This is a genomic window from Nesterenkonia lacusekhoensis, assembly GCF_017876395.1.
GTDB lineage: Bacteria > Actinomycetota > Actinomycetes > Actinomycetales > Micrococcaceae > Nesterenkonia > Nesterenkonia lacusekhoensis.
This window is the reverse complement of sequence record NZ_JAGINX010000001.1, coordinates 1,334,919-1,360,107: the sequence shown is the minus strand read 5'-3', so window position 1 is coordinate 1,360,107 and position 25,189 is coordinate 1,334,919. Positions and strand designations below refer to the sequence as shown.

Sequence of the window (25,189 nt, the reverse complement as noted above, 5' to 3'; positions counted from 1 at the left end):
GCGCCGATGGCCTCGCGCAGCGGCATCACCCTGGCGCGGATCGCGGGCACCCCGATCCGCTTCCAGTACTCCTGGTTCCTGGTCACCGCGGCCATCGTGGTGCTCTTCGGACCTCAGGTCTCGCGCATCTTCCCGGAGATCGGTCTCGGCGCCTATGCCGTGGCGCTGGGCTACGCTCTGCTGCTGATGCTCTCGGTGCTGGCGCATGAGCTCGCCCATGCGCTCAGCGCCCGCGTCTTCGGCTGGCCCTCCACCGAGATCGAACTGAACCTCTGGGGCGGTCATACCCAGTTCGTCGCCCACGACGCGACGCCGGGGAAGTCCCTCGCCGTCTCGCTGGCCGGGCCGGCGGCGAATCTGGTCATCGCTGGGGTCGGCTGGGCCCTCATCCAGGCCCTGGAGCCCACAGCAGTGGTGGGCCTGCTCGCCGAGGTCACCGTGCTGGTGAACCTTCTGGTGGGGCTGTTCAACCTGTTGCCCGGAAACCCGCTCGACGGCGGGCGGCTGGTGGAGTCGGTGGTCTGGCAGATCACCGGGGATCAGGGCCGCGGGATGCTGGCCGCCGGTTGGGCCGGTCGCGCTGTGGTGGGCCTGCTGGTCGGGTTCGTGATGTGGCAGGTGTTCCTCGCAGGACCGCAGACCAACCTGGTGCTGGTGGTGGTGGCCACGATGATCTGCTTCTTCCTCTGGCAGGGCGCAGGAGAGAGCATCCGCATAGCGAGAGCGAGACTTCGGCGAAGCGCTGAAGAGGGCATCAGCGATAGGCTGAGAGGATGACTCACGGACCTATCGGTGCACATATGCGGAAGGGGCCGCTGCGTGCCGGCCAGCGCGTCCAGCTCACGGATCGCAAGGGGAAGCCCAGCACCATCACCCTGCAGGACGGCGGAGAATGGCACACGCATCAGGGCGTGTTGCGCCACGATACGCTGATCGGCCGCTCCGAGGGGATCGTGATCGCCAACGACGCCGGCTATGAATACCAGGTCCTGCGGCCGCTGCTCAACGACTACGTGCTCTCGATGCCGCGCGGGGCCACCGTGGTCTATCCCAAAGACTCTGCCCAAATCGTCCAGGTGGCCGACATCTTCCCCGGGGCCCATGTGGTGGAGGCCGGAGTCGGCTCCGGGGCCCTCTCCATCTCTCTGCTGCGTGCTGTGGGCGATCAGGGCACCGTGCACTCCTATGAGCGCCGCGAGGACTTCCGCGACATCGCCGTGGGCAATGTGGAGGCCTTCTTCGGTCAGGAGCACCCTGGCTGGCAGGTCCGGGTGGGGGACATGCAGGAGGAGGCACTCCGCGCGGAGGAGCCCGGCTCCGTGGACCGTGTGGTCCTGGACATGCTCGCGCCCTGGGAATGTCTGGAGGCGGTCAAGCAGATCCTCGCTCCCGGTGGGGTGTGGGTCAGCTACGTGGCCTCGGTGACCCAGATGTCGCGGCTGGCTGAGGCGCTGCGGGCCTCCGGGGGCTTCACCGAGCCTGAGGCGCATGAGACCATGTTGCGCACCTGGAACGTGGACGGTCTGGCCGTGCGCCCGGATCACCGGATGGTGGCCCACACCGGTTTCCTGCTCTCGGCACGGCGGCTGGCCGAGGACCAGACCCCGCTGCAGCTGAAGAAGCGGGAGAAGGTCTCCGAGGCCAGCTCCGAGGATCGTGCCGCCTGGCCTGGTGAGCGCTGGAAGGACGATCCGGACGCCGAGGAAGGCTGGGACCCCACCGCGCTGAAGACCCGGACCGTCTCCGGGAAGAAGAGCCGCAAGACGGCCGCGTATGCACAGAAGATCGCAGATCAGGCGAAGGAGGTGCCGCGCGATGGATGAGCCCGCACACGTCCGCCCTGAGAGCACCGAGTCCAGGGAGCGGATCCGCCAGCTCGAGCACCAGCTGCAGACCGCAGGGCGGAACAACAAGCGGATGGCGGATCTGCTCGAGGTCACGCGCAACGAGATGCAGGAGCTGAAGAAGGCTCTGGAGGCCGACGGGCAGGCTCCCTTCACCTTCGCCACAGTGATCGCCTACCGGCCCGCGCATGCGCAGCGGGAGGGTCGGGAGATCGAGGCGGCCACCGCCGCGGGTGTGGATGTTCTGCATGCCGGGCGCAAGCTGCGTGTGAGCGTCTCGCCGCTGATCGAGGTGGAGAAGCTCACCGCCGGCGTCGAAGTGCTCCTCAACGAGAACTTCACCGTCGTGGCGATCCTGGAGCCCGAACGCACCGGTGAGATCGCGCGGGTCAAAGAGGTGCTGCCGGATGAGCGTCTGCTCATCCTCGCCCGCGGGGAGGACGAACGGGTGGTGACCCTCTCCGCCGAGCCCCAGCAGAAGGCAGACCAGCCGGTCCGGGTCGGCGACGCCGTCATCGTGGACCTGCGCACCGGCACAGCCACAGAGATCGTGCCGCTCTCCGAGGTCGAGGACGTGGTCCTGGAGGAGAGCCCCGATGTCTCCTATGCCGACATCGGGGGACTGGACGGCCAGATCGAACAGATCCGTGACGCCGTCGAGCTGCCGTTCCTCCACGCCGACCTCTACCGCGAGCACGGACTCTCCGCCCCCAAGGGGATCCTGCTCTACGGGCCTCCCGGATGCGGCAAGACGATGATCGCCAAAGCTGTGGCCGCCTCGCTCTCCGAACGTATGGGTGAGGATGATGGGGTCGGGTCGGTGGCCAGCGGCTCCACCGCCTCATTCCTGAACATCAAAGGCCCGGAGCTGCTGAACAAGTACGTCGGTGAGACGGAGCGCCACATCCGGGTCATCTTCTCCCGGGCTCGGGAACGCGCCAGTGCCGGCCATCCTGTGGTGGTCTTCTTCGATGAGATGGAGGCGCTGTTCCGCACCCGCGGCACCGGGGTCTCCTCGGACGTGGAGACCACGATCGTGCCGCAGCTGCTCGCGGAGATCGACGGCGTGGAGTCCCTGGACAACGTGATCGTCATCGGGGCCTCCAACCGGGAGGACATGATCGACCCGGCCATCCTTCGGCCCGGACGCCTGGACGTGAAGATTCGCGTGCAGCGCCCGAGCGCCGAGGGGGCCAAAGAGATCCTGCGCATCCACCTCGGCGGCCAGGTGCCGCTGCGGGCAGGGGAGGTCGCAGAGCACGGCGGCCGCGAGCAGGCCCTGGAGGCTCTGGTCGAGGCTGTGGTCGGCCGGCTCTACCCGGCCCATGCGGATCTGGTCTCCGGAGCGGTGCTGAGCAACATCGTCGATCGGGCCAAGAAGGCGGCCATCAAGGAGTTCCTCGGCACCGCTGGGGCAGCTGAGGCCAAGGGGCTCACGCTGGAGCATCTGCTGGCCGGCACGGAGGCGGAGCTGGAGGACCAGCGTCGGATGGCCCCGGAGAATCTGGCCGTGCCCGCCGAGTTCCTGCGCGGCGACGGCCCCGGCGGGACAGGAGGGGCGGCGTGAGCGTGCGGCGCCTGATCGGCATGGAGACCGAGTACGGCATCCATGCGCCCCAGAACCCGCGGGCCAGCCATGTCGCGCTGTCCATCGAGCTGGTCAACGCCTACGCGGCGGCTGTGACCGAGGCCGGTGGGGCGGTGGCCGGAACCGAGTGGGACTATCAGTCCGAGTCGCCGCTGGTCGACGCTCGGGGATGGGTGCTGCCGCGTTCCGCCGCTCATCCCAGTCAGCTCACAGACACCGAGGAGGCCGTGGCCTACGCCTCCGAGCAGGAACCCGGCCAAGGTGAGGTCCGAGACGCGCTGGGCAACCTCAGCGGAGGCGACCCGACGCCGGCGGACGCAGCTGAGCGGGGCGCCTTTCACCCGCCGGGCAGCGGGCACTGGCGCGGCGACTTCTTCCGACTGAAGAAGGACCAGCCGCAGCTGCTGATGAACCTGGTGCTCTCCAACGGGGCACGCTTCTACGTGGATCACGCTCACCCGGAGTACTCCGCCCCGGAGGCGGTCGGGGCCAAGCGCGCGGTGCTCTACGACGTGGCCGGCGATGTGGTGGCCCGGGCAGCTGCAGAACGGCTGACCCGTGAAGAGGGCGCCCCGGAGCTGCTGCTCTATAAGAACAACACGGACAACAAGTCTGTCTCCTACGGGGCCCACGAGAACTACCTGGTGCCTCGTGAGACCAGCTTCGATGCTGTGATCGCCGGACTGATCCCGTTCTTTGTGAGCCGTCAGATCCTCTGCGGGGCAGGGCGGGTCGGCATCGGGCAGACCAACTCCACGGCCGGCTATCAGATCTCTCAGCGAGCTGACTTCTTCGAAGAGGAGGTCGGGCTGGAGACCACAGTGCGCCGCCCGATCATCAACACTCGGGATGAGCCCCACGCCGATATGCACAGGTACCGGCGGCTGCATGTGATCATCGGTGATGCCAACATGAGTGAATACTCGGCCTGGCTGCGGGTGGGGACCACAGCTCTGGTGCTGGACCTCATCGAATCCGGCCAGGTCCCGGCACTGAGGGTTTTGGAGCCGGTCAGCGCTCTTCGGGCGATATCCCATGATCCGACGCTGACCGCCACAGTGGCGACCGACCGAGGAGAGATGACAGCGCTGCAGATCCAGCGGCTCTACCTCGATGCTGCGCTCGCCCGTGCGGCTGAGCAGTCCGGCCCAGGCGGCAGCTGGTCCGCCCCGGATACGGAGACCGCAGAGATCCTCGAGGCCTGGCAGGCCCTGCTGGACGACCTCTCTGAAGACGTCTCTCTGGCCGCGGATCGGGTGGACTGGGTGGCCAAGCTGCAGCTGTTGGAGTCATACCGCCGCCGCGACGGCTTGGGCTGGGACGCCGCCCTGCTGGGCATGATCGACCTGCAGTACGCGGATCTGCGCGAGGAGAAGGGGCTCTATCACAAGCTCGTCCGAGCCGGTCGTATGCGGCGGCTCTTCACCGATGACCAGATCTCCTGGGCCGCCCAGCATCCGCCCGAGGAGACCCGCGCCTGGCTGCGCGGTGAGCTGGTCAGCCGCTTCTCCGACTATGTGGCCGGAGCCAGCTGGGACCAGGTGCTGCTGCGGCCCGACGCCGTCTCACCCATCACACGGGTCCATCTGGACGAGCCGCTGGCTGGGACTCGGGCCCACGCCGAGGAGGCGCTGGAGCAGGCCACGGACGGACCCAGTCTGATCGCCAGCGTCACCACGATGCTCGATGACGTCCGTACGACACTGCCTGAGAAGGCACCGACCCCGAAGGAGGACAGCTGATGTCCGAACAGCCGCAGAAGCGCAGCCATGGAGGCCCCGGTGAGGACGGGCCCGGTGAGGATGCCGGGGTCCCCTCGGGCAGCGGGCAGTCTCAGCAGAAGGCCGGTGAGCTGGACAGTCTGCTCGATGAGATCGACTCGGTGCTGGAGTCCAACGCAGAGGAGTTCGTGAAGGGCTTCGTCCAGAAGGGCGGCCAGTAGACGGTCATGGAGCGACGAGTCTTCGGGGTGGAGACCGAGTTCGGTCTCACCCACCTGGGAAACCAGCGCCGCGGTCTTCCTCCGGACGAGGTGGCCCGATACCTCTTCCGTCCGGTGGTGGAGTGGGGGAGGAGCTCCAACGTCTTCATCCCCAACGCTTCCCGGCTGTACCTGGATGTGGGATCCCACCCCGAGTACGCCACGGCTGAATGCGATGATCTGCTCGACCTGATCGCCTCGGACCGCGCCGGAGAGCGCATCATGCACGATCTCGCGCTGCGTGCCCAGGAGGCGCTGCAGCGGGACGGCTTCGACGGCAGCGTGTACCTGCTGAAGAACAACGTGGACTCGCGGGGAAACTCCTACGGTTCCCATGAGAACTATCTGATCCCGCGGACCACCCATTTCCGGCGCCTCTCCACCGTCCTGCTGCCCTTCCTGGTGACCCGGCAGGTGATCGCCGGGGCAGGTCACGTGGTCCAGAGCAGCGACGAGCGCGGCGCACACTTCGCCTTTTCGCAGCGGGCTGACCACATGTGGGAGGGCATCTCTTCGGCCACCACCCGCTCCCGGCCCATCATCAACACTCGGGACGAACCCCACGCCGACGCCGGAGTGCACCGGCGGCTGCACGTGATCGTGGGCGACTCGAACATGTCGGAGACCACCCAGCTGCTGCGCTACGGCGCCACGGACCTGGTGCTGCGCATGATCGAGGCGGGGGTTCCCGTGGGCGACTACGAGCTGGAGAATCCCATCGGGGCCATCCGGCACATCAGCCACGACATCACCGGAACCGCTGGGGTGCGCATCCGTGGGGGTCAGGAGCTGACAGCCGTCGAGATCCAATCCGGCCTGTTGGAGAAGGCCAAGACCTTCATCGCTCGCCACGGAGCTCATCATCAGCATGTGGATCAGATCCTGGAACTGTGGGAGCGCACGCTCGAGGCCGTGCGCTCAGGTGATCACTCCTTGGTGGATCAGGAGATCGACTGGGCGATCAAGAAGCGCCTCGTGGACGAGGTCGCTGCGCGCGACGACGTGGGCTATGACCACCCTCGGTTGGAACAGATCGATATGGCGTATCACGACATCCACCCGGAGCGTGGGCTCTTCCACCTGCTGCGCCGTCGTGGCCGGGCCGCAGCCCTGTTGGACGAGGAGCGCATCCGCCAGGCCGTGATGGTCCCGCCGGCGACGACGCGGGCGGCTCTGCGCGGGCATTTCCTCTCCACCGCCAGAGCCTACGGAGCCGAGCACACCGTGGACTGGGTGCACCATAAGCTGGTGGACCGCCCCCTGGAGGCGCTGATGGTCAAAGACCCCTTCGCCGTGGAGGATGAGCGGCTCGAAGCGCTGCTGGACAAGCTCGGAGACCGATCCGCCCAGCTGCGGGAACGCACCGTCGAGGAGCGCGAGGCACAGGGTGGACCGCTGGCGCTCAGCGAACGCTATACGCTGACCGCTGATCGGCCTCACGGCGATCCGCCGGTGATCTGACGCGCCCCAGCCTGAGCCGGTACAGTGCATGAAGGCTCGTTGCTCGAGAACCCCGAAGCTTAAGGACTCCTCTGTGCGAAAGAAGTACATCGCCCTCTCCGTGCCGGCTCTGATGCTGATGTCCGGATGCTCCACCGACGGACTGGGGGATGTCGACGCCCTCTCCGGCGTCAGCCTCCACATGACGGAGGACGGCGCCCCCGAAGTCATCCTGCAGAATCCGGTGGAGGCTGAGGAGGAGTCCGCTCGGGTCCTGGACGAGGGCGACGGCGACCCCATCGATGAGGATTCCCTGCTGTACCTCTCCACGGCCATGGCCGATCCGGAGACCGGCAACGTCCAGCAGGAGGACTTCAGCGAAGAGGCCCCGTCGCTGCTCTACCTGCCGCTGATCGAGGAGCAGAACGAGTTCATCCACGAGTCCATCACCGAGACCGGGCTCAACGTCGGCGGCGAAGTCGCGATGTATGTCCCCGGCGGTGAGGGCGGAGAACCTGTGCTGATCATCGTGCGGGTCGATGAGCAGAAGCCTGACCACGCCGAAGGTGAGATCGAGGACCAGAGCGGAGACCTGCCGGCGATCCTCAATGAGGAGGGCGAGGCCCCTGAGCTCGAGGACTTCGATCCTGAGGCCGCTGAGGCTCCGGAGGAGGTCGAGTCTGAGGTCCTCATCCAAGGTGAGGGTGAGGAGATCGGTCCCTATGACCATCTGGTGATGCGCTACACCGGGTGGCGCTGGTCCGACGGTGAGGTCTTCGACAGCGCCTGGCCCGGTGTCCAGCCTGCTCCGCCGGAGGGCGAGGAGCAGCCTGAAGGTCAGGAATCGCCGGAGGAGGATGAGGATCAGGTCGTTCCGCCGATGGATTCTCCGCTGCCGCAGCTGATCCCGGGCTGGGCGGAGGCTCTGGAAGGTGTTGAGGTCGGATCACGGGTGGCGATGGTGATCCCACCTGAGCAGGCCTACGGCGAGTCCGAAGAGGAAGACGGCGAGTCCAGCGACGAGGACGGTTCCGATGACGACGGCGGGTCCGGCGTCGAGCCTCAGACTGCTGAGGGCGAGCCGGCGCCTGAGGACATCGAGGATATGGACATGGAGGAGATCGAGGAGATGCTCGGCGGCCAGCAGGGCGAGCACCCGCTGGCGGGCGAGACGCTGATCTTCGTGGTCGATGTCATCGCCGCCGTGCCCGCCTCCGATGAGCAGGTCGAGCAGATGGAGCAGCAACAGCAGCAGCTGGACGAGGCCGAGGAGCAGGACGGCCAGGAAGAGTCCGGCGAAGAAGAGACCGGGGAACAGCCCCAGGGACAGGAGAACTGAGAGATGTCTTTCGGACAGCGCACCTATGACCGCACCAAGCCAGAGATCGACTTTCCGGGCATCACTCCGCCCGAGGACCTGGTGATCGAGGAGCTGATCCCCGGCGGCGGCCCCGCCGTGCAGCCCGGTGACCAGGTCTCCTGCCACTATGTGGGCGTCTCCTGGTCCACCGGCGAGGAGTTCGACGCCTCGTGGAACCGTGGCCAGACCTTGGACTTCACCGCCGGCATCGGTCAGGTCATCCAGGGCTGGGACCAGGGCCTGATCGGAATGCAGGAGGGCGCTCGGCGCCGCTTCGAGATCCCGCCGCACCTGGCCTACGGGGAGCAGGGCGCCGGAGCGGCCATCGGGCCGAACGAGACGCTGATCTTCGTGGTCGACCTGGTCAGGGTCCGCAAGGCCTCCTGAGGAACTGATGGAGGAAGCCTCGCAGGATGCCTATGCCGAGGAGCACGTGGCTCGGGCGCTCTCCCTGGCGGCCACTGTCCTGGAAGCCTCCCCACGGGGACTGACCAAGGCTGAGATCTGGGAGCGGATCGAGTTCTATCCGGCTCGGGTCTCCACCCTCGAGGAGAGGGAGGCCCGGGAGAAGGTCTTCGACCGGGACAAGAAGTACCTGAGCCAGAACGGCATCCGACTCGTCCCAGGGGAGGGATCCTCCGAGCATGAATACCGCTATGCCATCGACCCGGAGGACTACGGACTTCCCGAGCTGGAGCTGACCGCAGCCGAACTCATGCTGCTGCGTCAGCTCCAGCGTCTCTGGCGAGGTCGGCGCGGACGTGCCACGATGCTCCAAGCCATCGGTGCGCTGACCGGGTACCAGCAGGACCTCGCCGACGCCGGTGATGCTGTGCCGCCGCTGTCGGCACCGCCGCTGGAGCTCGGCGATGACCGGGACTTCGAGCACCTCGAGACGTTGGCGGGCTTGGGCCGACGGCCTGCGATCAGCTTCGACTACATCGCCCGAGGCCGTTTCGAGGCCGAGAGCCGACGAGTGGTCCTGCTCGGCGTCGGCGTGCGTGGCCACTGGTACCTCACCGGATACGACCTGGACCGTCACGCGGTGCGGACCTTCCGGCTGGACCGCATCCACGGCGGCATCCGAGCTGTTCGGCGCTCAGCGCTGAACTCCATGGAGGAGATGGAGACGGTCCGAGCGATCAGGGCCTCGGAGAGCTACGCAGACTTCGACCTCTCAGCGGCCCTGGACGACGCGGCTGCGGCTTCCGGAGATCAGCAGAACCGTCTCCGCGCCGCCCTGCAGGCTCATCGCCAGCCTCCTGACCATCCGGGCAGGCTCCGGCCGATCCGAGAAGGCCGTTCATCGGATCCTGCGCCGCAGAAGGTGGAACGGCTGCTGAGCATGACCGCTCATCTGCACGCCAGCGGGGGTGTGCGGGTCTCTGAGCTGCTGGTCAGCTACGGCGTCGGGCCGGCCCAGCTGCAGCGGGACCTGCTCTCTCTGCAGCAGACCGGTTCCTACGACGCCGATCGCTTCGGCTCCCTGGCAGAGGTCCGTCCGGAGATTCCCCTCACCTTCGCCGACTTCGAGAAGCAGTTCGTGCAGGGCGACCCCCTGGTCTCGTTGGAGCTGCCCGACGGTGCTCTGCGCGGAACACTGACTCGGCCTATCCGGCTCTCGGTGCCGATGGGTCTCTCCCTGCTCATCGGGGTCCACAGTCTTGAGGCTTCGCCCGTGGTCGACGGACTCCGGAACAAGCTCCAGGAGGTGCTGCCGGAGCAGATGCGTCACGTGGCCGACCAGGTGAGCCTCTCCGGCGTCGAGCTTCCCGGGACGGAACATGCGCAGGTGCTGGCAGGGGCCGCAGACCAGGGCCGCGCCGTGGAGCTGGACTACGAGGACGCGCAGGGCCGGACCAGCAGGCGCACAGTGGAGCCCACTGCTGTCTTCCGCTCGGGGGCACACAGCTATCTGCGTGCCTGGAGCCGTCCCGATGAGGAGCCCCGCACGTTCAGGATCTCGCGCATCCGCTGTGTGGAGGTGCTGCAGGAGCAGATCGGTGAGCAGGCGCACCGTCTGGCTGAGCTGCCGATCGAGCCGCCGCGGGTCCCCGACCATCGGCGTCCGGTGCGTGCCGTGCTGCATTTCGCCGCTCCGGCCGCTGCCGAGGCCGATGACTACGAGCCTGAGCTGCATCGTCGGCACGAGGGCGGCGGCCGCACCGCCCAGGCCCAGTTCCGCAGCGAGGAGAGTCTCATTCGGCTCTGCGCCGAGGCCGGGGGAGACATCATCCTGATGGAGCCGGAGGCACTCCGAATCCGCGTGATCGACCGGGTCGAATCGCAGCTCTCCCCCTCGGGGCCGCAGGCGGAGTAGAATCGTGCAGACGACGAAAGGACCTCGACTGTGAGTATGCCCACCGGATGGATGATCGCGATCATCGCAGTGCTGATCATCCTGCTCTTCGGCGCCCCGAAGCTGCCGAAACTGGCCAAATCGATGGGCCAGTCCATGCGCATCTTCAACTCTGAGGTGAAGACGATGCGCACTGAGCGTGAGAAGAACGCCGACTCCTCCCAGGACGATGAGGAGAAGGACGAGGAAGCCGTCGAAGGGCGCGTCATCAGCCCGGAGAAGCAGAAGCAGTCGGGGACCCAGGGCCGCACCGGCGCTGAGTCCTACGACGAACACCGCTGAGCCCCATGGCGACGGCGCGCCACGACGAGCCTGCGAAGAAGTCCAGACGGCGCAAGCGCAGAGACCCGGAAGGGACGATGTCCCTGGCAGAACACCTCCGGGAGCTGCGCAATCGCGTGTTCATCGCTGCCGTCGGGGTCCTGCTCGGAGCGGTGGCAGGATTCTTCATCTATGACACGCTCTTCCGCCTCCTGGCCGCACCGGTCCTGGAGTTCGGAGGGACGGACCGCTCCGCGGAGATCGCCTTCAACACTGTGGGGCAGCCGCTGGACCTGATGATCCGCATCTCGCTGTTCGTCGGAATCGTCGTCTCCTCACCGCTGTGGCTCTACCAGATCTGGGCCTTCATCATGCCCGGGCTGAAGAAGTCGGAGAAGCGCTATGCCGTGGGCTTCATCGCCGCCTCGGTCCCGCTCTTCCTCGCGGGGATCGTGCTGGCCTACACCGTGCTCCCGCGTGCCATCGGGTTCTTCTTCGCGCTGAACCCGGAGGGCACCTCCAACTTCATCGCCCCCGATGTGTACTTCAGCTTTGTGCTGCACATCTTCCTGGCCTTCGGCATCGCCATGGTGTTGCCGGTGGTGCTGGTGGGGATCAACATGATGGGCCTGGTCAGCGGGAAGCAGGTCCTGAAGGCCTGGCGCTGGGTGGTCATGCTCATCGCCATCGTCTCTGCCATCGCCGCCCCGGAAGTCGTCAGCATGATCTTCATCGGGCTGCCGCTGTGCCTGCTCTTCGGCGTGGCGATCGTACTGTGCCTGCTCAACGACCGTCGGCGCGTGAAGCGTCAGGCCGAGCGTGAGGAGCAGAACGAAGAGCTGGTGCACTCCACCGAGCTGCAGTGAGGCTGTCGTCCTGCCTGGTGAGGTGGGCCGGTGATTGCGGGGCTTGCTTCCTTCATGAGCGAAGCGCGCCACGCTGGCGCGTGTCGCGAAACCCTTCGCTCAGACAAGGAATCCTGCAAGCTCCTCCATCCCCGGCCGGTGTAACCAGGGGGGCGCTGCGCCAGCTTCCCCGTGGGTGATGCGGCTAGGAACGGCTCTTGTGCTGGGCTGTGAGAGCTCGCAGGAGGTGGTCCTGCTCTTCGAGGATGATCCGGCGCAGGGCTGCGGGGGCCTCGCGGTGATCGTCCAGCCAGGACTGGGTGAGTCTGGCGGTGGGGTGCTCCTCGGGAGTCTGGCCTGGGGAGAGATCTTGGACGCCCGGGAAGAGCCCTTCGACCACGCGTGTGGCCTGGCCTTGGGTCATCCGGTCCCAGACGTCTTCCAACGCTTCGAAGTAGGCGCCGGTGTAGGCCGGGGCCAGCCCGGCTGTATCGGTCATGAATCCTGAGACCACGGCGCTGAGATGGTCGTTGGAGAGCTCCTGACCGTGTTCGTCGGTGCCGCTGAGCGCCTGGGCGAAGGCACGCTCCTTGACCTTCTTCTCCGGGAAGGCCGCCACGGCCAACCGGTGAGCGATTCTTCCGCGGGCCGTGTCGCGAGCGAGCAGCTCCGTCTCCAGCTGCCGCAGGCTGAGCCGACCGTGGGCAGCCAGAGCCTGCAGGAAGGACCAGCGCAGCTCTTCATCCATCTCCAGGCGGGCGATGCCGGCGTCGGGCCCTCCGCCGTCCAGCAGGGCGGAGAGCAGGTGGAGCTGGCTGCCATGACGCCGGGAGAAGGAGCCCAGCACGCGAGCTGCGGCCCGCTGATGGTCCTGCCGGCCCGCTGCGCCGTCGGTCTCGGTCAGATACTCCGCCAGCCGGGAGCCGAAGCGAAGCTGCAGCTCCTCGCGCTGTTCCGCAGGTGTGTAGAGCTCCAGCGCCCGGTCGGCCTGACGCAGCAGTGACTGCACCACGCCGATCTCGGGGACCTGCAGCCCATGATCCATCACGGCGTCGAGGAACTGCGACGCGGGCAGCTCTCCATCGCGCACCATCGACCACAGCGCCGCCCAGACCGTGGCCCGGCCCAACGGGTCCTCCACAGGGAAGCGCAGAGCGGCCGCCGCGGAGGCTGGATCCAAACGCAGCTTGGCGTAGGTGAGGTCCTTCTCATTGGGGAGGATCAGACGCGGCCGGCCGTCTTCGGGCACGGTGGTGACCTCGACCGGCTCGCCGGCGGCGTCGGCAGGGATCTGCACCGCCGTGGAGCTCTCCAGAGCCAGGTGGCCGTTCTGGGTGAGCGCGTAGATCCCCAGATCGATCACATGGGGACGGTGGATCGGGGAGCCGGTCATCGGGTCGATGCCCGACTCGCGCACGCTGACGACAGTTCCGGAGACCTCGGAACTGAGCTCGGGAAGCCCTGCGGTCTGCAGCCAGCTCTGTGCCCAGGCCTGCATATCTTTGCCGGTGGCCTCTTCGAGAGCATCCAGGAAGTCGCGCAGCGAGGCGTTGCCGAACGCGTGGCGGCGGAAGTACTGCCGGGACGCTTCGCGGAAGGCCTCCCGGCCGGCGTAGGCGGCCAGCTGCTTGAGCACGCTTGCGCCCTTGGCGTAGGTGATGCCGTCGAAGTTCTGGTCAGCCGCCTCCAGGTCCTCGATGTCGGCGACGATCGGGTGAGTGGTGGGCAGCTGGTCCTGGACATAGGCCCAGGCTTTGCGTCCGTTGGCGAAGGAGACCCACGACGTCGACCAGGCGGTCGCCTCGTCCACGGCCAAGGTGCCCATGTAGTCGGCGAAGGACTCTTTGAGCCACAGGTCGTCCCACCAGTGCATGGTGACCAGATCGCCGAACCACATATGGGCCATCTCGTGCATGATCGTGGTGGCGCGGCCTTCGTGCTGAGCGTCGGTGGCGGCAGTGTCGAAGACATACTTCTCGGTGAAGGTGACCAGCCCCGGGTTCTCCATGGCGCCGAGGTTGTACTCGGGCACGAAGACCTGGTCGTATTTGGCGCGCCCATCGGTGCCGCGACCCCAGGGGTATCCGTAGGAGAACTCCTCGTGGAAGAACTCCAAGCCCTGGGCCGTCACGGTCAGGATCTCCTCAGCGTCGAGATGCTGTGCCAGGGATGTGCGGCAGAGCACTCCCAGGTCGATGTCGCGCCAGGTGTCCTGGACCAGATGGTAGGGCCCGGCCAGCAGCGTGGTGATGTAGGAGCTCATCGGCTCGGTCTCGGCGAAGGAGACGGTCACCAGCCCCTCGCCGGCCGATTCCCTCGCGATCTCCGGGCTGTTGGAGCGCAGCTGCCAGGACTCCGGGCCGGTGATCGAGAACCTGAAGCGTGCTTTGAGGTCGGGCTGCTCGAAGACCGGGAAGACCCGGCGTGAATCGGCCGGCTCATACTGCGTATAGAGGTAGACCTGACCGTCGGAGGGATCCACGAACCGGTGCATGCCCTCCCCGGAGCGGGAGTAGCGCGAGGTGGAGCGGATCTCCGCGGTGTTCGTCTCCTGCAGGTTCCGCAGGCGGATGCGTGCAGTCCCGACGTCCTGGGCAGGATCGAGGGTCTCGCCGTTGAGCAGCACCTGCTCGACCGAGTCCCCGAGGTAATCCAAGAACGTGGACTGCCCTGCCTCGGCGCGGAACCTGACCCTCGTGGTCACGGGGTAGGCGGCTGCTCCGTTCTCCGCCGCCCCGGAGAGGTCCACGTGGACCTCATAGCGCTCCACCTCCAGGTGTGCGGAGCGCTGGAAGGCTTCCTCACGGGTGAGATTCTCACGGTGGGCGCCGGGGAAAGGGGAGTCCGCACGGGACGATGCATCTGAGCCGATCACTGCCATCCCACCATTCAACTCCCACGGAGCTGGAAACGCCAAGATGCGGGCGCAGCGGTCCCGCGGGTCACCTGCTGCGGTCTCTGGCGATGAGCGTGCGCTCATCCACCGGTGCCGACGACGAGGCCCGCAGCCGACGGTAGTGCTCGATGGCCTCCTCCTGGCGCTTCGCCTCAGCCCCCGAGGCCACCTCCATGCGGATGTGGTCATCGGTGTAGCCGAAGGCGTCCACGATGTCCTGGGCGTGGGGGCGGACTCGGGCGACCAGTCGGTTGATGTAGGGGCTCAGCGTCTTTGCCCGCTGGGCGGAGACACGGCCGTTGATCAGGTACCAGTCCAGGGTCTCCTCGATCCGGCTCAGTGCGTAGATGTCGCGCAGCCAGGTCATGACCTTCTTGGTGCCCGGGTCCTCGATCTCCTCCAGCGCCTCGGTGAAGGCCTCCCAGAGCAGCAGGTCGGAATGGGCCTTGGCCGCGCTGATGATCTCGTACTGGTGCTCATTGAAGGTGGCCGCCTGTTCGGCTGCAGGCTTCTTGGCCACGCTGCGCAGTTCGCCGGCGGCGTCGATCACCATCTGGCGCACCCGGTCGGTGAGCAGATCGCGCTGGACGTCGGGCTGCTTGAACCAGTTGGCGCTGCGGCGCTCATCGCCGGTGTCCTGGACCGACTGGAAGGCCCGGCGCAGTCCGAATCGGTGCAACACCGTGGACTGCGCCTGAGTGGCCACATAGCGGGAGAGAGCCCCGGCGTCGGCGTTCTTGAACTCTGCGGCGTAGTCGCTGAGCAGGCGCTTGGCCACCAGCTGCAGCAGCACGTTGTTGTCACCTTCGAAGGTCACATAGACATCCAGATCCGCTCGCAGCGAGGTGAAACGGTTCTCTGCCATGAACCCGGCGCCGCCACAGGCCTCACGGGCCTCCTGCAGCGTGTCCAGGGCGTGCCAGGTGGCCACAGGCTTGATCGCAGCGGCCAGGGTCTCCAGCTCCTGACGGTTCTGGTCGGAGTCGTCGGCTCCGGAGAAGACGTCGTCGAGCTTGGTCAGCAGCTTCTCGTGGGCGAAGCTTGCCGCCAGCGTGGTGGCCAACCGGGGGATGAGGCGGCGCTGATGGAGCTGATAGTCCATCAGGACCTCTTCCTCCGTGGTGGAGGAGGCGTTGAACTGCCGGCGCTGGTTGCCGTAGGTGATCGCCCCGATCAGCCCCAGCTTGGAAGCGGCGACGGCGGCGCCGGTCAGCGAGACCCGGCCCTGGACCAGTGTGCCGATCATGGTGAAGAAGCGGCGGCCGGGGGATTCGATGGAGGAGGTGTAGGTGCCGTCCGGGGCCACATCGCCGTAGCGGTTGAGCAGGTAGGTCCGCGGGATGCGGATCTCCTCGAAGGTGAACTGGCCGTTGTCCACCCCGTTGAGTCCGCCCTTCTGGCCGTCATCGCCGATGGTGATCCCAGGCAGCGGGTTCCCCTGGTCATCGCGGATGTGGCAGTAGAAGGCGTGCACGCCGCGGTTGATGGGGGCTTGGCCCTCCTCCTCGCCCGGGGTGATCAGCTGGGCGAAGACCACGGCGTCCTTGGCGTCCACGGCGGCATTGCCGAGGTATCGCTTGGTGGCGGCCGGGAATGGCGTGTTGAGCACAAACTCCTCGGTGGCCGGATCATAGGTGGCGGTGGTGCCCAGGGACGCCACATCGGAGCCGTGGCCGATCTCCGTCATGGCGAAGGCGCCGGGTACGCTGAGATCCATGATCCCGGGCAGGAATCGCTCATGGTGCTCGCGGGAGCCCAGGTGCAGCACCGCCGCGCCGAAGAGACCCCACTGGACTCCGGATTTGATCTGCAGGGAAGGGTCAGCGGTGACCAGCTCCTCGAAGGCCGCGATGTTCGCGCCATGGGCATCCTGACCTCCGTACTCCTCGGGGAAGGCACGCTGGATGGCGCCGGCGTCCACCAGGCCGTGGAGCTGTTTGAGGACGCGCTCGCGGTGATCTTCTTTGGTGATGCCCTCGACCTTGTGGAACTTCGGGTCGGCGGCCACGGCGCGGGAGGTGCGCCGCGTCTCGGCCCAGCGGCCCAGCAGCAGCTTCTCGAGCAACTCTTTGTCCACAGCGGCATCGGTGGTGGTCTCTTCGGTGAGGCTCTCAGTCATGGCAGCTCCTTTTAGAGTGACGGGACACACATGTAGTCTAGATACTGGTGAGTAATAAAAGCCAAATGCCACCCAGATCTCTTGAGGAGCGTGACCAGTGAGCACCCCGACCACCACTCGCGACGCCGTCATCATCGGCGGAAATCGCATCCCTTTCGTCCGGGCCCATGGTGCCTATGCGAAGGCTTCCAACCAGGACATGCTGACCTCTGCGCTCAACGGGCTGATCGCGCGCTTCGGCCTCCAGGGCGAACAGCTGGGCACAGTCGCCGGCGGCGCGGTGATGAAGCACTCCAAGAACTTCAACCTGGTGCGGGAGTCGGTGCTGGGCACCCCGCTGGATCCCAAGACGCCGGCCTATGACGTCCAGATGGCCTGTGCCACCGGTATGGAGGCCATCGGCTCGCTCGCCAATAAGATCAAGCTGGGCCAGATCGACTCCGCCGTCGGCGGCGGCGTGGACTCCATCTCGGATGCACCCATCGTGGTCACCGATGAGCTGCGCGGCATCCTCATGGAGGCCAACCGCGCCAAGACCGCCGGGCAGCGGCTGAAGGCTCTGGCCAAGATCCGTCCGGGCCACCTGGTGCCGCAGGCCCCCGGTGTGGCCGAGCCGCGCACCGGTCTGTCCATGGGCGATCACATGGCCGTGACAGCCCACGCCTGGGGCATCACCCGTCAGGAGCAGGATGAGCTCGCCCTGGCCAGCCATAAGAACCTGGCCGCAGCCTACGACGCCGGATTCTTCGACGATCTGATCACCCCCTTCCAGGGCGTGGCCAAGGACAACAACCTGCGCCCGGACTCCAGCATGGAGAAGCTGGCCAAGCTCAAGCCCAGCTTCGGCCGGGACCTCGGGGAGGAGGCCACGATGACCGCGGCCAACTCCACTCCGCTGACCGACGGCGCGGCAGCGGTCCTGCTGGGCTCGGAGGAGTGGGCCGATGCGCACGATCTGCCCAAGCTGGCCAACTTCGTGGACTACGAGGAGGGCGCTGTGGACTTCGTCGACGGCGCCGAAGGCCTGCTCATGGCTCCGGCCTATGCCGCCGCGCGGATGCTGCGCCGCAACAACCTCACCTTCGAGGACTTCGAGTTCATCGAGATCCACGAGGCCTTCGCCTCCACGGTGCTGGCCCAGATCAAGGCCTGGGAGGATGAGGACTTCTGCCGCAATAAGCTCGGACTCGACGGCGCCATGGGTCCGATCGACCGGTCCAAGCTCAACGTCAACGGCTCCTCGCTGGCAGCCGGCCACCCCTTCGCCGCCACCGGTGGGAGGATCGTGGGCACGCTGGCCAAGATGCTGCACGGCAAGCCCGGAAAGCTCGGCTTCATCTCTGTCTGCGCCGCCGGTGGACAGGGCATCACTGCGATCGTGGAAGGACGGTGACGATGAGGGACACCTACACCGAATTCGCCAACACCGGCCTGGGGCGGAAGCTCACCACGTCGCTCGGCCTGCCCCAGCCGGCCAAGCTGCGTCGCTATCGCCCCGACGCCCCACTGGTCGAAGGGCCCGTCGTCGTGGTGGGCGAGAGCGCGACCTCAGACCGCATCGCCGAGGTCATGCTTGGGTGGGGCCTGGACGTGCGCCGGCATCTGGGGCCCCGTGAGAAGGCCGCGGCCGTTGTGGCCGCCTTCGATACGATCAGCTCCCCGGCTCAGCTCAGCGCCGATGTGCTCGCCGTGGGTGGACTGCTCAAGCAGCTGAGGTCCTCGGCCCGAGTCATCACCGTCTTCCGAGACCCTCAGCAGGCTGAGGATCCTGGTGTGCGTGCCGCGCGCAAGGGGGTCGAAGGGATGACCCGGTCGTTGGCTCATGAGATGCGGGCCGGCGGGACCGCCAACGGCATCGTGCTGCAGAATGACCTCGACGCCGCCGCGCCCGGGTTCGCCGGGGCCCTGCGCTTCCTGCTCTCGGGCCGCTCGGCCTTCGTCTCCGGACAGTTCATCTCGGTGGGCAGCGTCAACGGCGCCCTGCCTGAGGACTGGTCCACACCGCTGCAGGGTCAGGTGGCGGTGGTGACCGGAGCCGCCCGAGGCATCGGCGCGGCCATCGCCAAGACGCTGCGCCGCGACGGGGCCGAGGTGATCGCAGTGGACATCCCGGCGGCCGGTGAGCACCTGGCCGCTGTGGCCAACGAGATCTCCGGAACGGCTCTGCAGCTGGACATCACAGCGGAGGACGCCGGGGAGCGGATCCTCACCCATGCTGAGCAGCACTACGGGCGCCTGGACATCGTGGTGCACAACGCCGGCATCACTCGGGACAAGCTGCTGGCCAATATGGACGCCTCCCGCTGGGACTCGGTGATCGCAGTGAACATCGAATCCCAGCTGCGGATGAACCGGGCCTTCCTCGCCTCCGAGCTGTTCAACCGCGCCGAGGCCACTGTGGGGCCGCGGATCGTGTCTCTGGCCTCGACCTCCGGCATCGCCGGCAATCGCGGACAGACGAACTACGCGGCGTCGAAGTCCGGCGTCATCGGAATGGTCTCAGCGACCTCGGCTCAGCTGCAGGCCCGGCACGGGACCATCAACGCGGTGGCTCCGGGCTTCATCGAGACCGAGATGACTGCGAAGATCCCGCTGGTCACCCGAGAGGTCGCCCGCCGGCTGAACTCGCTGAACCAGGGCGGACTGCCGGAGGATGTCGCGGAGACCATCGCCTTCCTCGCCTCACCGGCAGCCGGAGGGACCTCTGGGCTGACGCTGCGGGTCTGCGGCCAGAACCTCGTGGGGGCGTGATCATGGCCAGCATTCTGAGCTCATACCGCAAGGCCGCCCTCGGCGCACTGACCTCCAAGCTCAGCTCCAACGGGGATCTGCGCGTGCTGTCCTCGTCTCCGGAGGAGGTCAGCCATCCGGGAGCCTCGGCGGAACAGCTGGAGGCCTACCGCAGGCTCTTCGGAGGCGAAGCCTTCGACGGAGTCCACCGCAGCTCGCTGCCCTCCGTGTTGGTGCACATCCTGGGCTTCCCGCTGCAGCTGCAGCTGATGACCCGTGAGGACTTCCCTCTGCAGCTGATGGGGCTGGTCCACCTGTCCAACCAGGTGGAGCATCGTCGGCCGATCGCCCCGGGGCAGCCCCTGCGGCTGCGGGCGCATGCGGAGAACCTGCGCCCGCATCGCAAGGGGACCCAGGTCGATATCGTCACCGAGGCCTTCAGCGCAGCTGCGGCGGAGGAAGCTCCGCTGTGGCGCGGAGCATCCACCTACCTCAGCCGCGGGGTGTTTCTGGCGGGGAAGCCGGACCGCAGCGAGGAGTCCCGCTCCGGCGGAGCAGGCTTCGTCCCGCCGCCCATGACGGCACAGTGGTCTCTCGGCTCCGATGAGGGCCGACGCTATGCGGCGGTCTCCGGCGACTACAACCCCATCCACCTGTCGGGACTGAGTGCCAAAGCGCTGGGCATGCCGAAGGCCATCGTCCACGGCATGTACACCGCGGCTCGGATTCTGGAAGGCAGAGAGCCCGACGCCGCAGGTCACAGCTGGAGCATCAGCTTCGACGCCCCGGTCACCCTGCCGGGCAAGGTGGCGGTCAGCGTGGAGAAGCCGGATGAGAAGACGCAGCTCTTCACCGGGTGGAACCCGAGGAAGGGGCGCCGCCACTTCTCCGGAGAGCTTCACCTGCCCTGACGGTCGAGGCGAGGATCTGCTCATGTCTGTGACCAGCGATAGGATCGACCCGTGGCAGCACAGCGAGGCAGAGGATCAGGACGCGGCGGTTCGGCGCGCGGGGGCAGGGCCTCCGGCGGTCGGGGCGCCCAACAGTCTGCGGGAGTGGACTTCCGCGCAGTGGAGGCCTCTCCGCTGGTCCTGCTCAAAGGCCCCGAGGACTACGTGGCCACCCGTGCCACAGACCGGATCAAAGCTCAGCTGCGTGCCGAGCAGCCGGACCTCGAGTACACGCGGCTCGACGTCGCCAATGCCGCCGTCGGGGAGCTGGCCACACTGGCCTCGCCCTCGCTGTTCGGCGAGGCCCGCCTGATCCTCGCCGAGGATCTGGCGCAGATGAATGACACCTTCCTGGCCGAGGCTCTGGCCTTCCTGGAGGAGGGCGGTGACGACGTGACCATCATCTTCCGCCACTCCGGGGGCAACCGCGGCAAGAAGCTGCTCGACGTGCTGGCCAAGAAGGCCGTGGTGGTGGACTGCTCCGCCGCCAAGAGCGACACCGATAAGCTCGACTTCGTCCGCCGCGAGTTCCGCGCCGCGGACCGTTCCATCCAGCCCGACGCCGCCCGTGCCCTGGTCCAGGCCGCCGGCACCTCGCTCTCCGACCTCGGCGGAGCCTGCCAGCAGCTGCTGCGTGACATCCCCGGCGAGGTCACGGAGGATGATGTCGACCGCTATCACGGCGGCCGAGTCGAGGCCACAGCCTTCAAAGTGGCCGACGCCGCCTTCGAAGGCAGGGGAGAGGCCGCCACACGTCTGTACCGCCACGCTGTGGCCACTGGGGTCTCACCCATCGCCGTCACCGCAGCCTTGGCCGGCAAGGGGCGTCATATCGCAGCTCTGGTGGACCACCGCGGCAGCGCGGACCGGCTGGCTTCGGCCCTCGGCGCGCCGCCCTGGCAGCTGCGCCAGGCCCAGGAGACGGCCCGCCGATGGCAGTCGCACCGGGCCGCGGAGGCCATCGAAGCCGTCGCCCAGGCCGACGCTGAGGCCAAAGGCGCCTCGCGCACCCCAGAGTACGCGGTGGAGAAGGCGATCGGCATCGTGGCCGCCGCCGCGGGACGCTGAGGATCTGACGGGTTTCTCTGCTAAGATTTACTCTCAGTGTCTACGGCTCTGCGGGCTGTCCGCGGAGTCGGCACTGACTACGACGGCGATCAAGCGCTCCGACCGATGGGTCCCTCTGCCCGACAGAGGTCGGGGTGAATCGCCACGGCGCCCCACGCCGCTGAAATCTTCCGCCGTCGTCGTCAGTGCTCGTCCGAAAACACCTGATCCGTAAGGAATCGAGCACACGTGGCAAACATCAAGTCTCAGAAGAAGCGCATCCTCACCAACGAGAAGGCTCGCCAGCGCAACCAGGCCGTGAAGTCCGAGCTGCGCACCTCCATCAAGAAGGTCCGCAAGGCGATCACCGCCGGTGACAAGGACGCCGCGCAGGCCGCTCAGCGTGAGGCGGCCCGCAAGCTGGACAAGGCAGCCTCCAAGGGCGTCATCCACAAGAACAACGCCGCCAACCGGAAGTCCGGTCTGGCAGCCAAGGTCAACGCTCTCTGATCGTCACCCAGACCAGCAGCACGACCTGAGGGCGGCAGTAGACTGAGGTCTGCTGCCGCCCTCTTTGCTACCGAGAGAGAAGGACGTCCTACACGTGTCACCGAAGGCCCGCACTCCACGGGTGCCCGCCGCGACGGATCCCAGCGTCATCCGCAACTTCTGCATCATTGCGCACATCGACCACGGGAAATCCACCCTCGCGGATCGGATGCTCCAGCTCACCGGTGTGGTCCAGCCCCGGGACATGAAGGCCCAGTACCTGGACCGCATGGACATCGAACGCGACCGCGGCATCACCATCAAGTCCCAGGCCGTGCGCATGCCCTGGGAGTACCAGGACGAGACCTACGCCTTCCACATGATCGACACCCCCGGTCACGTGGACTTCTCCTATGAGGTCTCACGCTCCCTGGCCGCCTGTGAGGGCGCCGTCCTCCTGGTGGACGCGGCCCAAGGGATCGAGGCCCAGACCCTGGCCAACCTGTACCTGGCCATGGAGCACGAGCTGGCCATCATCCCGGTGCTCAACAAGATCGATCTGCCCGCGGCCATGCCGGACAAATACTCCGAGGAGCTGGCCCACCTGATCGGATGCGAACCCGAAGATGTCCTGCGCGTCTCCGGCAAGACCGGTGAGGGTGTGGAGGATCTGCTGGACAAGCTCGTCGAGGATGTCCCGGCACCGGTGGGCGACGCCGAGGCTCCGGCCCGCGCGATGATCTTCGACTCCGTCTACGACACCTACCGCGGTGTGGTCACCTTCGTCCGGGTGGTCGACGGCCAGCTCTCCCACCGCGAGAAGATTAAGATGATGTCCACCGGCGCCACGCACGAGCTGCTGGAGATCGGGGTCTCCCAGCCTGAGCCGGAGCCCTCCGAGGGGCTCGGCGTGGGCGAGGTCGGCTACCTGATCACCGGGGTGAAGGACGTCCGGCAGTCCAAGGTCGGTGACACCGTCACCTCAGCCAACCAGCCGGCGGATGACATCATCACCGGCTATCAGGAACCGCTGCCCATGGTGTATTCCGGGCTCTTCCCGATCGACGGCTCCGACTTCCCCGTACTGCGCGAGGCGCTGGAGAAGCTTCAGCTCAACGACGCCGCCCTGAACTTCGAGCCCGAAGTCTCGGCCGCGCTGGGCTTCGGCTTCCGTGTGGGCTTCCTGGGTCTGCTGCACCTGGAGATCACCCGGCAGCGCCTCGAGGCCGAATACAACCTGGACCTGATCTCCACGGCGCCTAACGTCATCTACGACGTGGTGGACGAAGGCGGGGAGCTGCACCGGGTCACCAACCCGTCTGAGTTCCCCGACGGCAAGGTCAACGAGATCCGCGAGCCGGTGGTGGATTCCACCATCATCGTTCCGGCGGAGTTCATCGGGGCGGTCATGGAGCTGTGTCAGTCCCGCCGCGGCTCGATGTCCGGGATGGACTACCTGTCCGAGGAGCGCGTGGAGATCCGGTACAAGATGCCGCTGGCCGAGATCGTCTTCGACTTCTTCGATCTGCTGAAGTCCCGCACCAAGGGATACGCCTCCTTCAACTGGCAGAGCGCCGGCGACCAGGTCGCGGACCTGGTCAAGGTGGACATCTTGCTGCAGGGCGACAAGGTCGACGCCTTCTCGGCGATCACCCACCGCGACCACGCCTATTCCTACGGCGTGAAGATGGCCTCGCGGCTCAAGGAGCTCATTCCTCGTCAGCAGTATGAGGTCCCTATCCAGGCCGCCATCGGATCCCGCATCATCGCTCGTGAGAACATCCGCGCCATCCGTAAGGACGTCCTCTCGAAGTGCTACGGCGGCGACATCAGCCGTAAGCGCAAGCTGCTGGAGAAGCAGAAGGAGGGCAAGAAGCGCATGAAGATGGTCGGCACTGTGGAGATCCCACAGGAGGCCTTCATCGCCGCACTCTCCTCTGACGAGGAGTCCGGCAAGGAGAAGGCGGCGAAGAAGTAGCGTGAGCCCTTCAGCTCTTCCGCTGGGGGATCCGCTGCCAGCCGACGGGTCCTTCCCGCAGGAGGTCCTGGGCGCTCTGCCGGGCCGAGCCCAGAATCCCTTCGGACTCTACGTCCACATTCCGTTCTGCTCGGTGCGCTGCGGCTACTGCGACTTCAACACCTACACCTCTGAAGACCTGGGGCCGGGCGCCTCCCGGCAGTCCTATCCGGATACGCTCATCAGCGAGCTGGATTTCGCTCGTGGGGTCCTGGACCGCTCGGGCGCGCCGGAGCGGCCGCTGTCGACTGTGTTCTTCGGAGGCGGGACGCCCACGCTGCTGCCCGCCGAGGATCTCTCCCGCATCCTGGGCCGGGCACGGGAGCTCTTCGGCTTCGTCGAGGGCGCTGAGATCACCACCGAGGCCAATCCCGACACCGTGACCCCAGAGTCCGCCCGGGTGTTGGCTCAGGCCGGCTTCACCCGGATCAGTCTGGGTATGCAGTCAGCGGTGCCGGAGGTGCTCGCCACCTTGGACCGCACCCACGACCCGCGCAACGTTCCCCGTGCGGTGGAGGCGGCCCGAGCTGTCGGCCTTGAGGTCAGTCTGGATCTGATCCACGGGACACCGGGGGAGAGCCTTCAGGACTGGCGGCGCAGCCTGGAGGAAGTCGTGGCGATGGGCCCGGACCACGTCTCGGCCTACTCGCTGATCGTGGAGGAGGGCACGGCCATGGCCGCCCAGATCCGCCGCGGCACGCTGCCGGACATCGATCCTGACGATCAGGCCGATAAGTACCTGCTCACCGATGAGGTGCTCACAGCGGCCGGCTACCGGTGGTATGAGGTCTCGAACTACTCCACCTCGGAGCAGACCCGCTCCGATCACAACCTGAACTACTGGAGGGATGCAGACTGGTGGGGCGCCGGTCCTGGTGCTCATTCACATATGGCCGGGATGCGCTGGTGGAACGCCAAACACCCCGCCGCCTATGCCCAACGTCTGCACGCAGGGACCACGCCGGGCCACGGCCGGGAGATCCTCGACGCCGAGGCCAAGGTCCTGGAACATCTGATGCTGCGTCTGCGCATCCGGGAGGGCCTGGACATCGCCGACTACAACGCGTTGGAGGAGTTGGCAGAGATCGACGGCGAGAGGATCAGCGCAGCGGAGCTGGGCCGGCTGGTCAGCGACGGCCTGATCGAGGAGGAAGCGGCCGTCCCCACTGAGGCTCACCCGGAGGGGCGCGCCGTGCTGACGCTGAAAGGCCGCCTGCTCGCCGACGCGGTCACTCGTCGGCTCGCGCCCTGAGCTGAGCCGTC

20 protein-coding genes are annotated in these 25,189 nt (G+C 66.9%); 18 read left to right on the top strand and 2 right to left on the bottom strand.

Annotated elements, in window-relative coordinates; genetic code table 11:
• The first annotated feature begins 6 nt into the window (after positions 1 to 6).
• The 11 genes from JOF45_RS06435 (at position 7) to tatC (ending at position 11,699) form a co-directional block, all read left to right on the top strand.
• On the top strand, positions 7 to 777 hold the full coding sequence (locus tag JOF45_RS06435; RefSeq protein WP_210048611.1) for a site-2 protease family protein: 771 nt from the start codon (positions 7 to 9) through the stop codon (positions 775 to 777).
• A complete protein-coding gene (locus tag JOF45_RS06430; RefSeq protein ID WP_210048610.1) occupies positions 774 to 1,823 on the top strand; it encodes a tRNA (adenine-N1)-methyltransferase in 1,050 nt (349 codons plus the stop codon). The genes JOF45_RS06435 and JOF45_RS06430 overlap by 4 nt, the downstream gene beginning before the upstream one ends.
• The gene (gene arc, locus JOF45_RS06425) at positions 1,816 to 3,411 is read left to right on the top strand and encodes a proteasome ATPase (RefSeq protein WP_425352349.1); all 1,596 of its coding nucleotides are present in this window, start codon (positions 1,816 to 1,818) and stop codon (positions 3,409 to 3,411) included. The genes JOF45_RS06430 and arc overlap by 8 nt, the downstream gene beginning before the upstream one ends.
• Entirely contained in the window at positions 3,408 to 5,174 is a 1,767-nt protein-coding gene (dop, locus tag JOF45_RS06420) for a depupylase/deamidase Dop (RefSeq protein WP_378579406.1), read from the top strand. Before arc ends, dop begins: the two co-directional genes overlap by 4 nt.
• Entirely contained in the window at positions 5,174 to 5,374 is a 201-nt protein-coding gene (locus JOF45_RS06415) for a ubiquitin-like protein Pup (protein WP_210048607.1), read from the top strand. The genes dop and JOF45_RS06415 overlap by 1 nt, the downstream gene beginning before the upstream one ends.
• A 6-nt stretch (positions 5,375 to 5,380) precedes the next feature.
• Positions 5,381 to 6,874: a Pup--protein ligase gene (gene pafA / locus JOF45_RS06410; protein ID WP_210048605.1), complete on the top strand. Its 1,494-nt coding sequence runs from the start codon at positions 5,381 to 5,383 to the stop codon at positions 6,872 to 6,874.
• Positions 6,875 to 6,947: 73 nt separating this feature from the next.
• A complete protein-coding gene (locus JOF45_RS13290; RefSeq protein WP_210048603.1) occupies positions 6,948 to 8,192 on the top strand; it encodes an FKBP-type peptidyl-prolyl cis-trans isomerase in 1,245 nt (414 codons plus the stop codon).
• Positions 8,193 to 8,195: 3 nt separating this feature from the next.
• Complete coding sequence (locus JOF45_RS06400) at positions 8,196 to 8,600, top strand: FKBP-type peptidyl-prolyl cis-trans isomerase (protein WP_210048601.1); 405 nt, start codon at positions 8,196 to 8,198, stop codon at positions 8,598 to 8,600.
• Between the two features lie 7 nt (positions 8,601 to 8,607).
• Positions 8,608 to 10,533, top strand: a complete 1,926-nt coding sequence (locus JOF45_RS06395; RefSeq protein ID WP_210048600.1) for a helix-turn-helix transcriptional regulator — start codon at positions 8,608 to 8,610, stop codon at positions 10,531 to 10,533.
• A 36-nt stretch (positions 10,534 to 10,569) separates the two neighbouring features.
• Complete coding sequence (locus JOF45_RS06390) at positions 10,570 to 10,854, top strand: twin-arginine translocase TatA/TatE family subunit (protein WP_245324161.1); 285 nt, start codon at positions 10,570 to 10,572, stop codon at positions 10,852 to 10,854.
• 77 nt (positions 10,855 to 10,931) lie between these two features.
• The gene (gene tatC, locus JOF45_RS06385) at positions 10,932 to 11,699 is read left to right on the top strand and encodes a twin-arginine translocase subunit TatC (RefSeq protein ID WP_245324160.1); all 768 of its coding nucleotides are present in this window, start codon (positions 10,932 to 10,934) and stop codon (positions 11,697 to 11,699) included.
• 184 nt (positions 11,700 to 11,883) lie between these two features.
• Here the strand turns inward: tatC and pepN are convergent, their stop codons facing one another.
• Both pepN and JOF45_RS06375 read right to left on the bottom strand, forming a co-directional pair.
• Positions 11,884 to 14,559 (bottom strand): aminopeptidase N, encoded by a 2,676-nt coding sequence (pepN, locus tag JOF45_RS06380; RefSeq protein WP_210048597.1) that lies wholly within the window; start codon positions 14,557 to 14,559, stop codon positions 11,884 to 11,886.
• Between the two features lie 61 nt (positions 14,560 to 14,620).
• The gene (locus JOF45_RS06375) at positions 14,621 to 16,693 is read right to left on the bottom strand and encodes an acyl-CoA dehydrogenase family protein (protein ID WP_210048596.1); all 2,073 of its coding nucleotides are present in this window, start codon (positions 16,691 to 16,693) and stop codon (positions 14,621 to 14,623) included.
• A 97-nt stretch (positions 16,694 to 16,790) separates the two neighbouring features.
• Here JOF45_RS06375 and JOF45_RS06370 point away from each other — a divergent pair, with 97 nt between their 5' ends.
• The 7 genes from JOF45_RS06370 (at position 16,791) to hemW (ending at position 25,178) form a co-directional block, all read left to right on the top strand.
• Positions 16,791 to 18,086: an acetyl-CoA C-acetyltransferase gene (locus tag JOF45_RS06370; protein ID WP_210048595.1), complete on the top strand. Its 1,296-nt coding sequence runs from the start codon at positions 16,791 to 16,793 to the stop codon at positions 18,084 to 18,086.
• Positions 18,087 to 18,088: 2 nt separating this feature from the next.
• Positions 18,089 to 19,444 (top strand): 3-oxoacyl-ACP reductase, encoded by a 1,356-nt coding sequence (locus JOF45_RS06365; protein ID WP_210048593.1) that lies wholly within the window; start codon positions 18,089 to 18,091, stop codon positions 19,442 to 19,444.
• 2 nt (positions 19,445 to 19,446) lie between these two features.
• Positions 19,447 to 20,334, top strand: a complete 888-nt coding sequence (locus tag JOF45_RS06360) for a MaoC/PaaZ C-terminal domain-containing protein (protein ID WP_210048591.1) — start codon at positions 19,447 to 19,449, stop codon at positions 20,332 to 20,334.
• A 51-nt stretch (positions 20,335 to 20,385) separates the two neighbouring features.
• Complete coding sequence (holA, locus tag JOF45_RS06355; RefSeq protein ID WP_342591416.1) at positions 20,386 to 21,441, top strand: DNA polymerase III subunit delta; 1,056 nt, start codon at positions 20,386 to 20,388, stop codon at positions 21,439 to 21,441.
• Between the two features lie 228 nt (positions 21,442 to 21,669).
• Positions 21,670 to 21,930 (top strand): 30S ribosomal protein S20, encoded by a 261-nt coding sequence (gene rpsT / locus JOF45_RS06350; protein WP_210048590.1) that lies wholly within the window; start codon positions 21,670 to 21,672, stop codon positions 21,928 to 21,930.
• A gap of 94 nt (positions 21,931 to 22,024) precedes the next feature.
• Complete coding sequence (gene lepA / locus JOF45_RS06345) at positions 22,025 to 23,887, top strand: translation elongation factor 4 (protein ID WP_210048588.1); 1,863 nt, start codon at positions 22,025 to 22,027, stop codon at positions 23,885 to 23,887.
• Position 23,888: 1 nt separating this feature from the next.
• Complete coding sequence (hemW, locus tag JOF45_RS06340) at positions 23,889 to 25,178, top strand: radical SAM family heme chaperone HemW (RefSeq protein ID WP_210048587.1); 1,290 nt, start codon at positions 23,889 to 23,891, stop codon at positions 25,176 to 25,178.
• Positions 25,179 to 25,189: the final 11 nt, after the last annotated feature.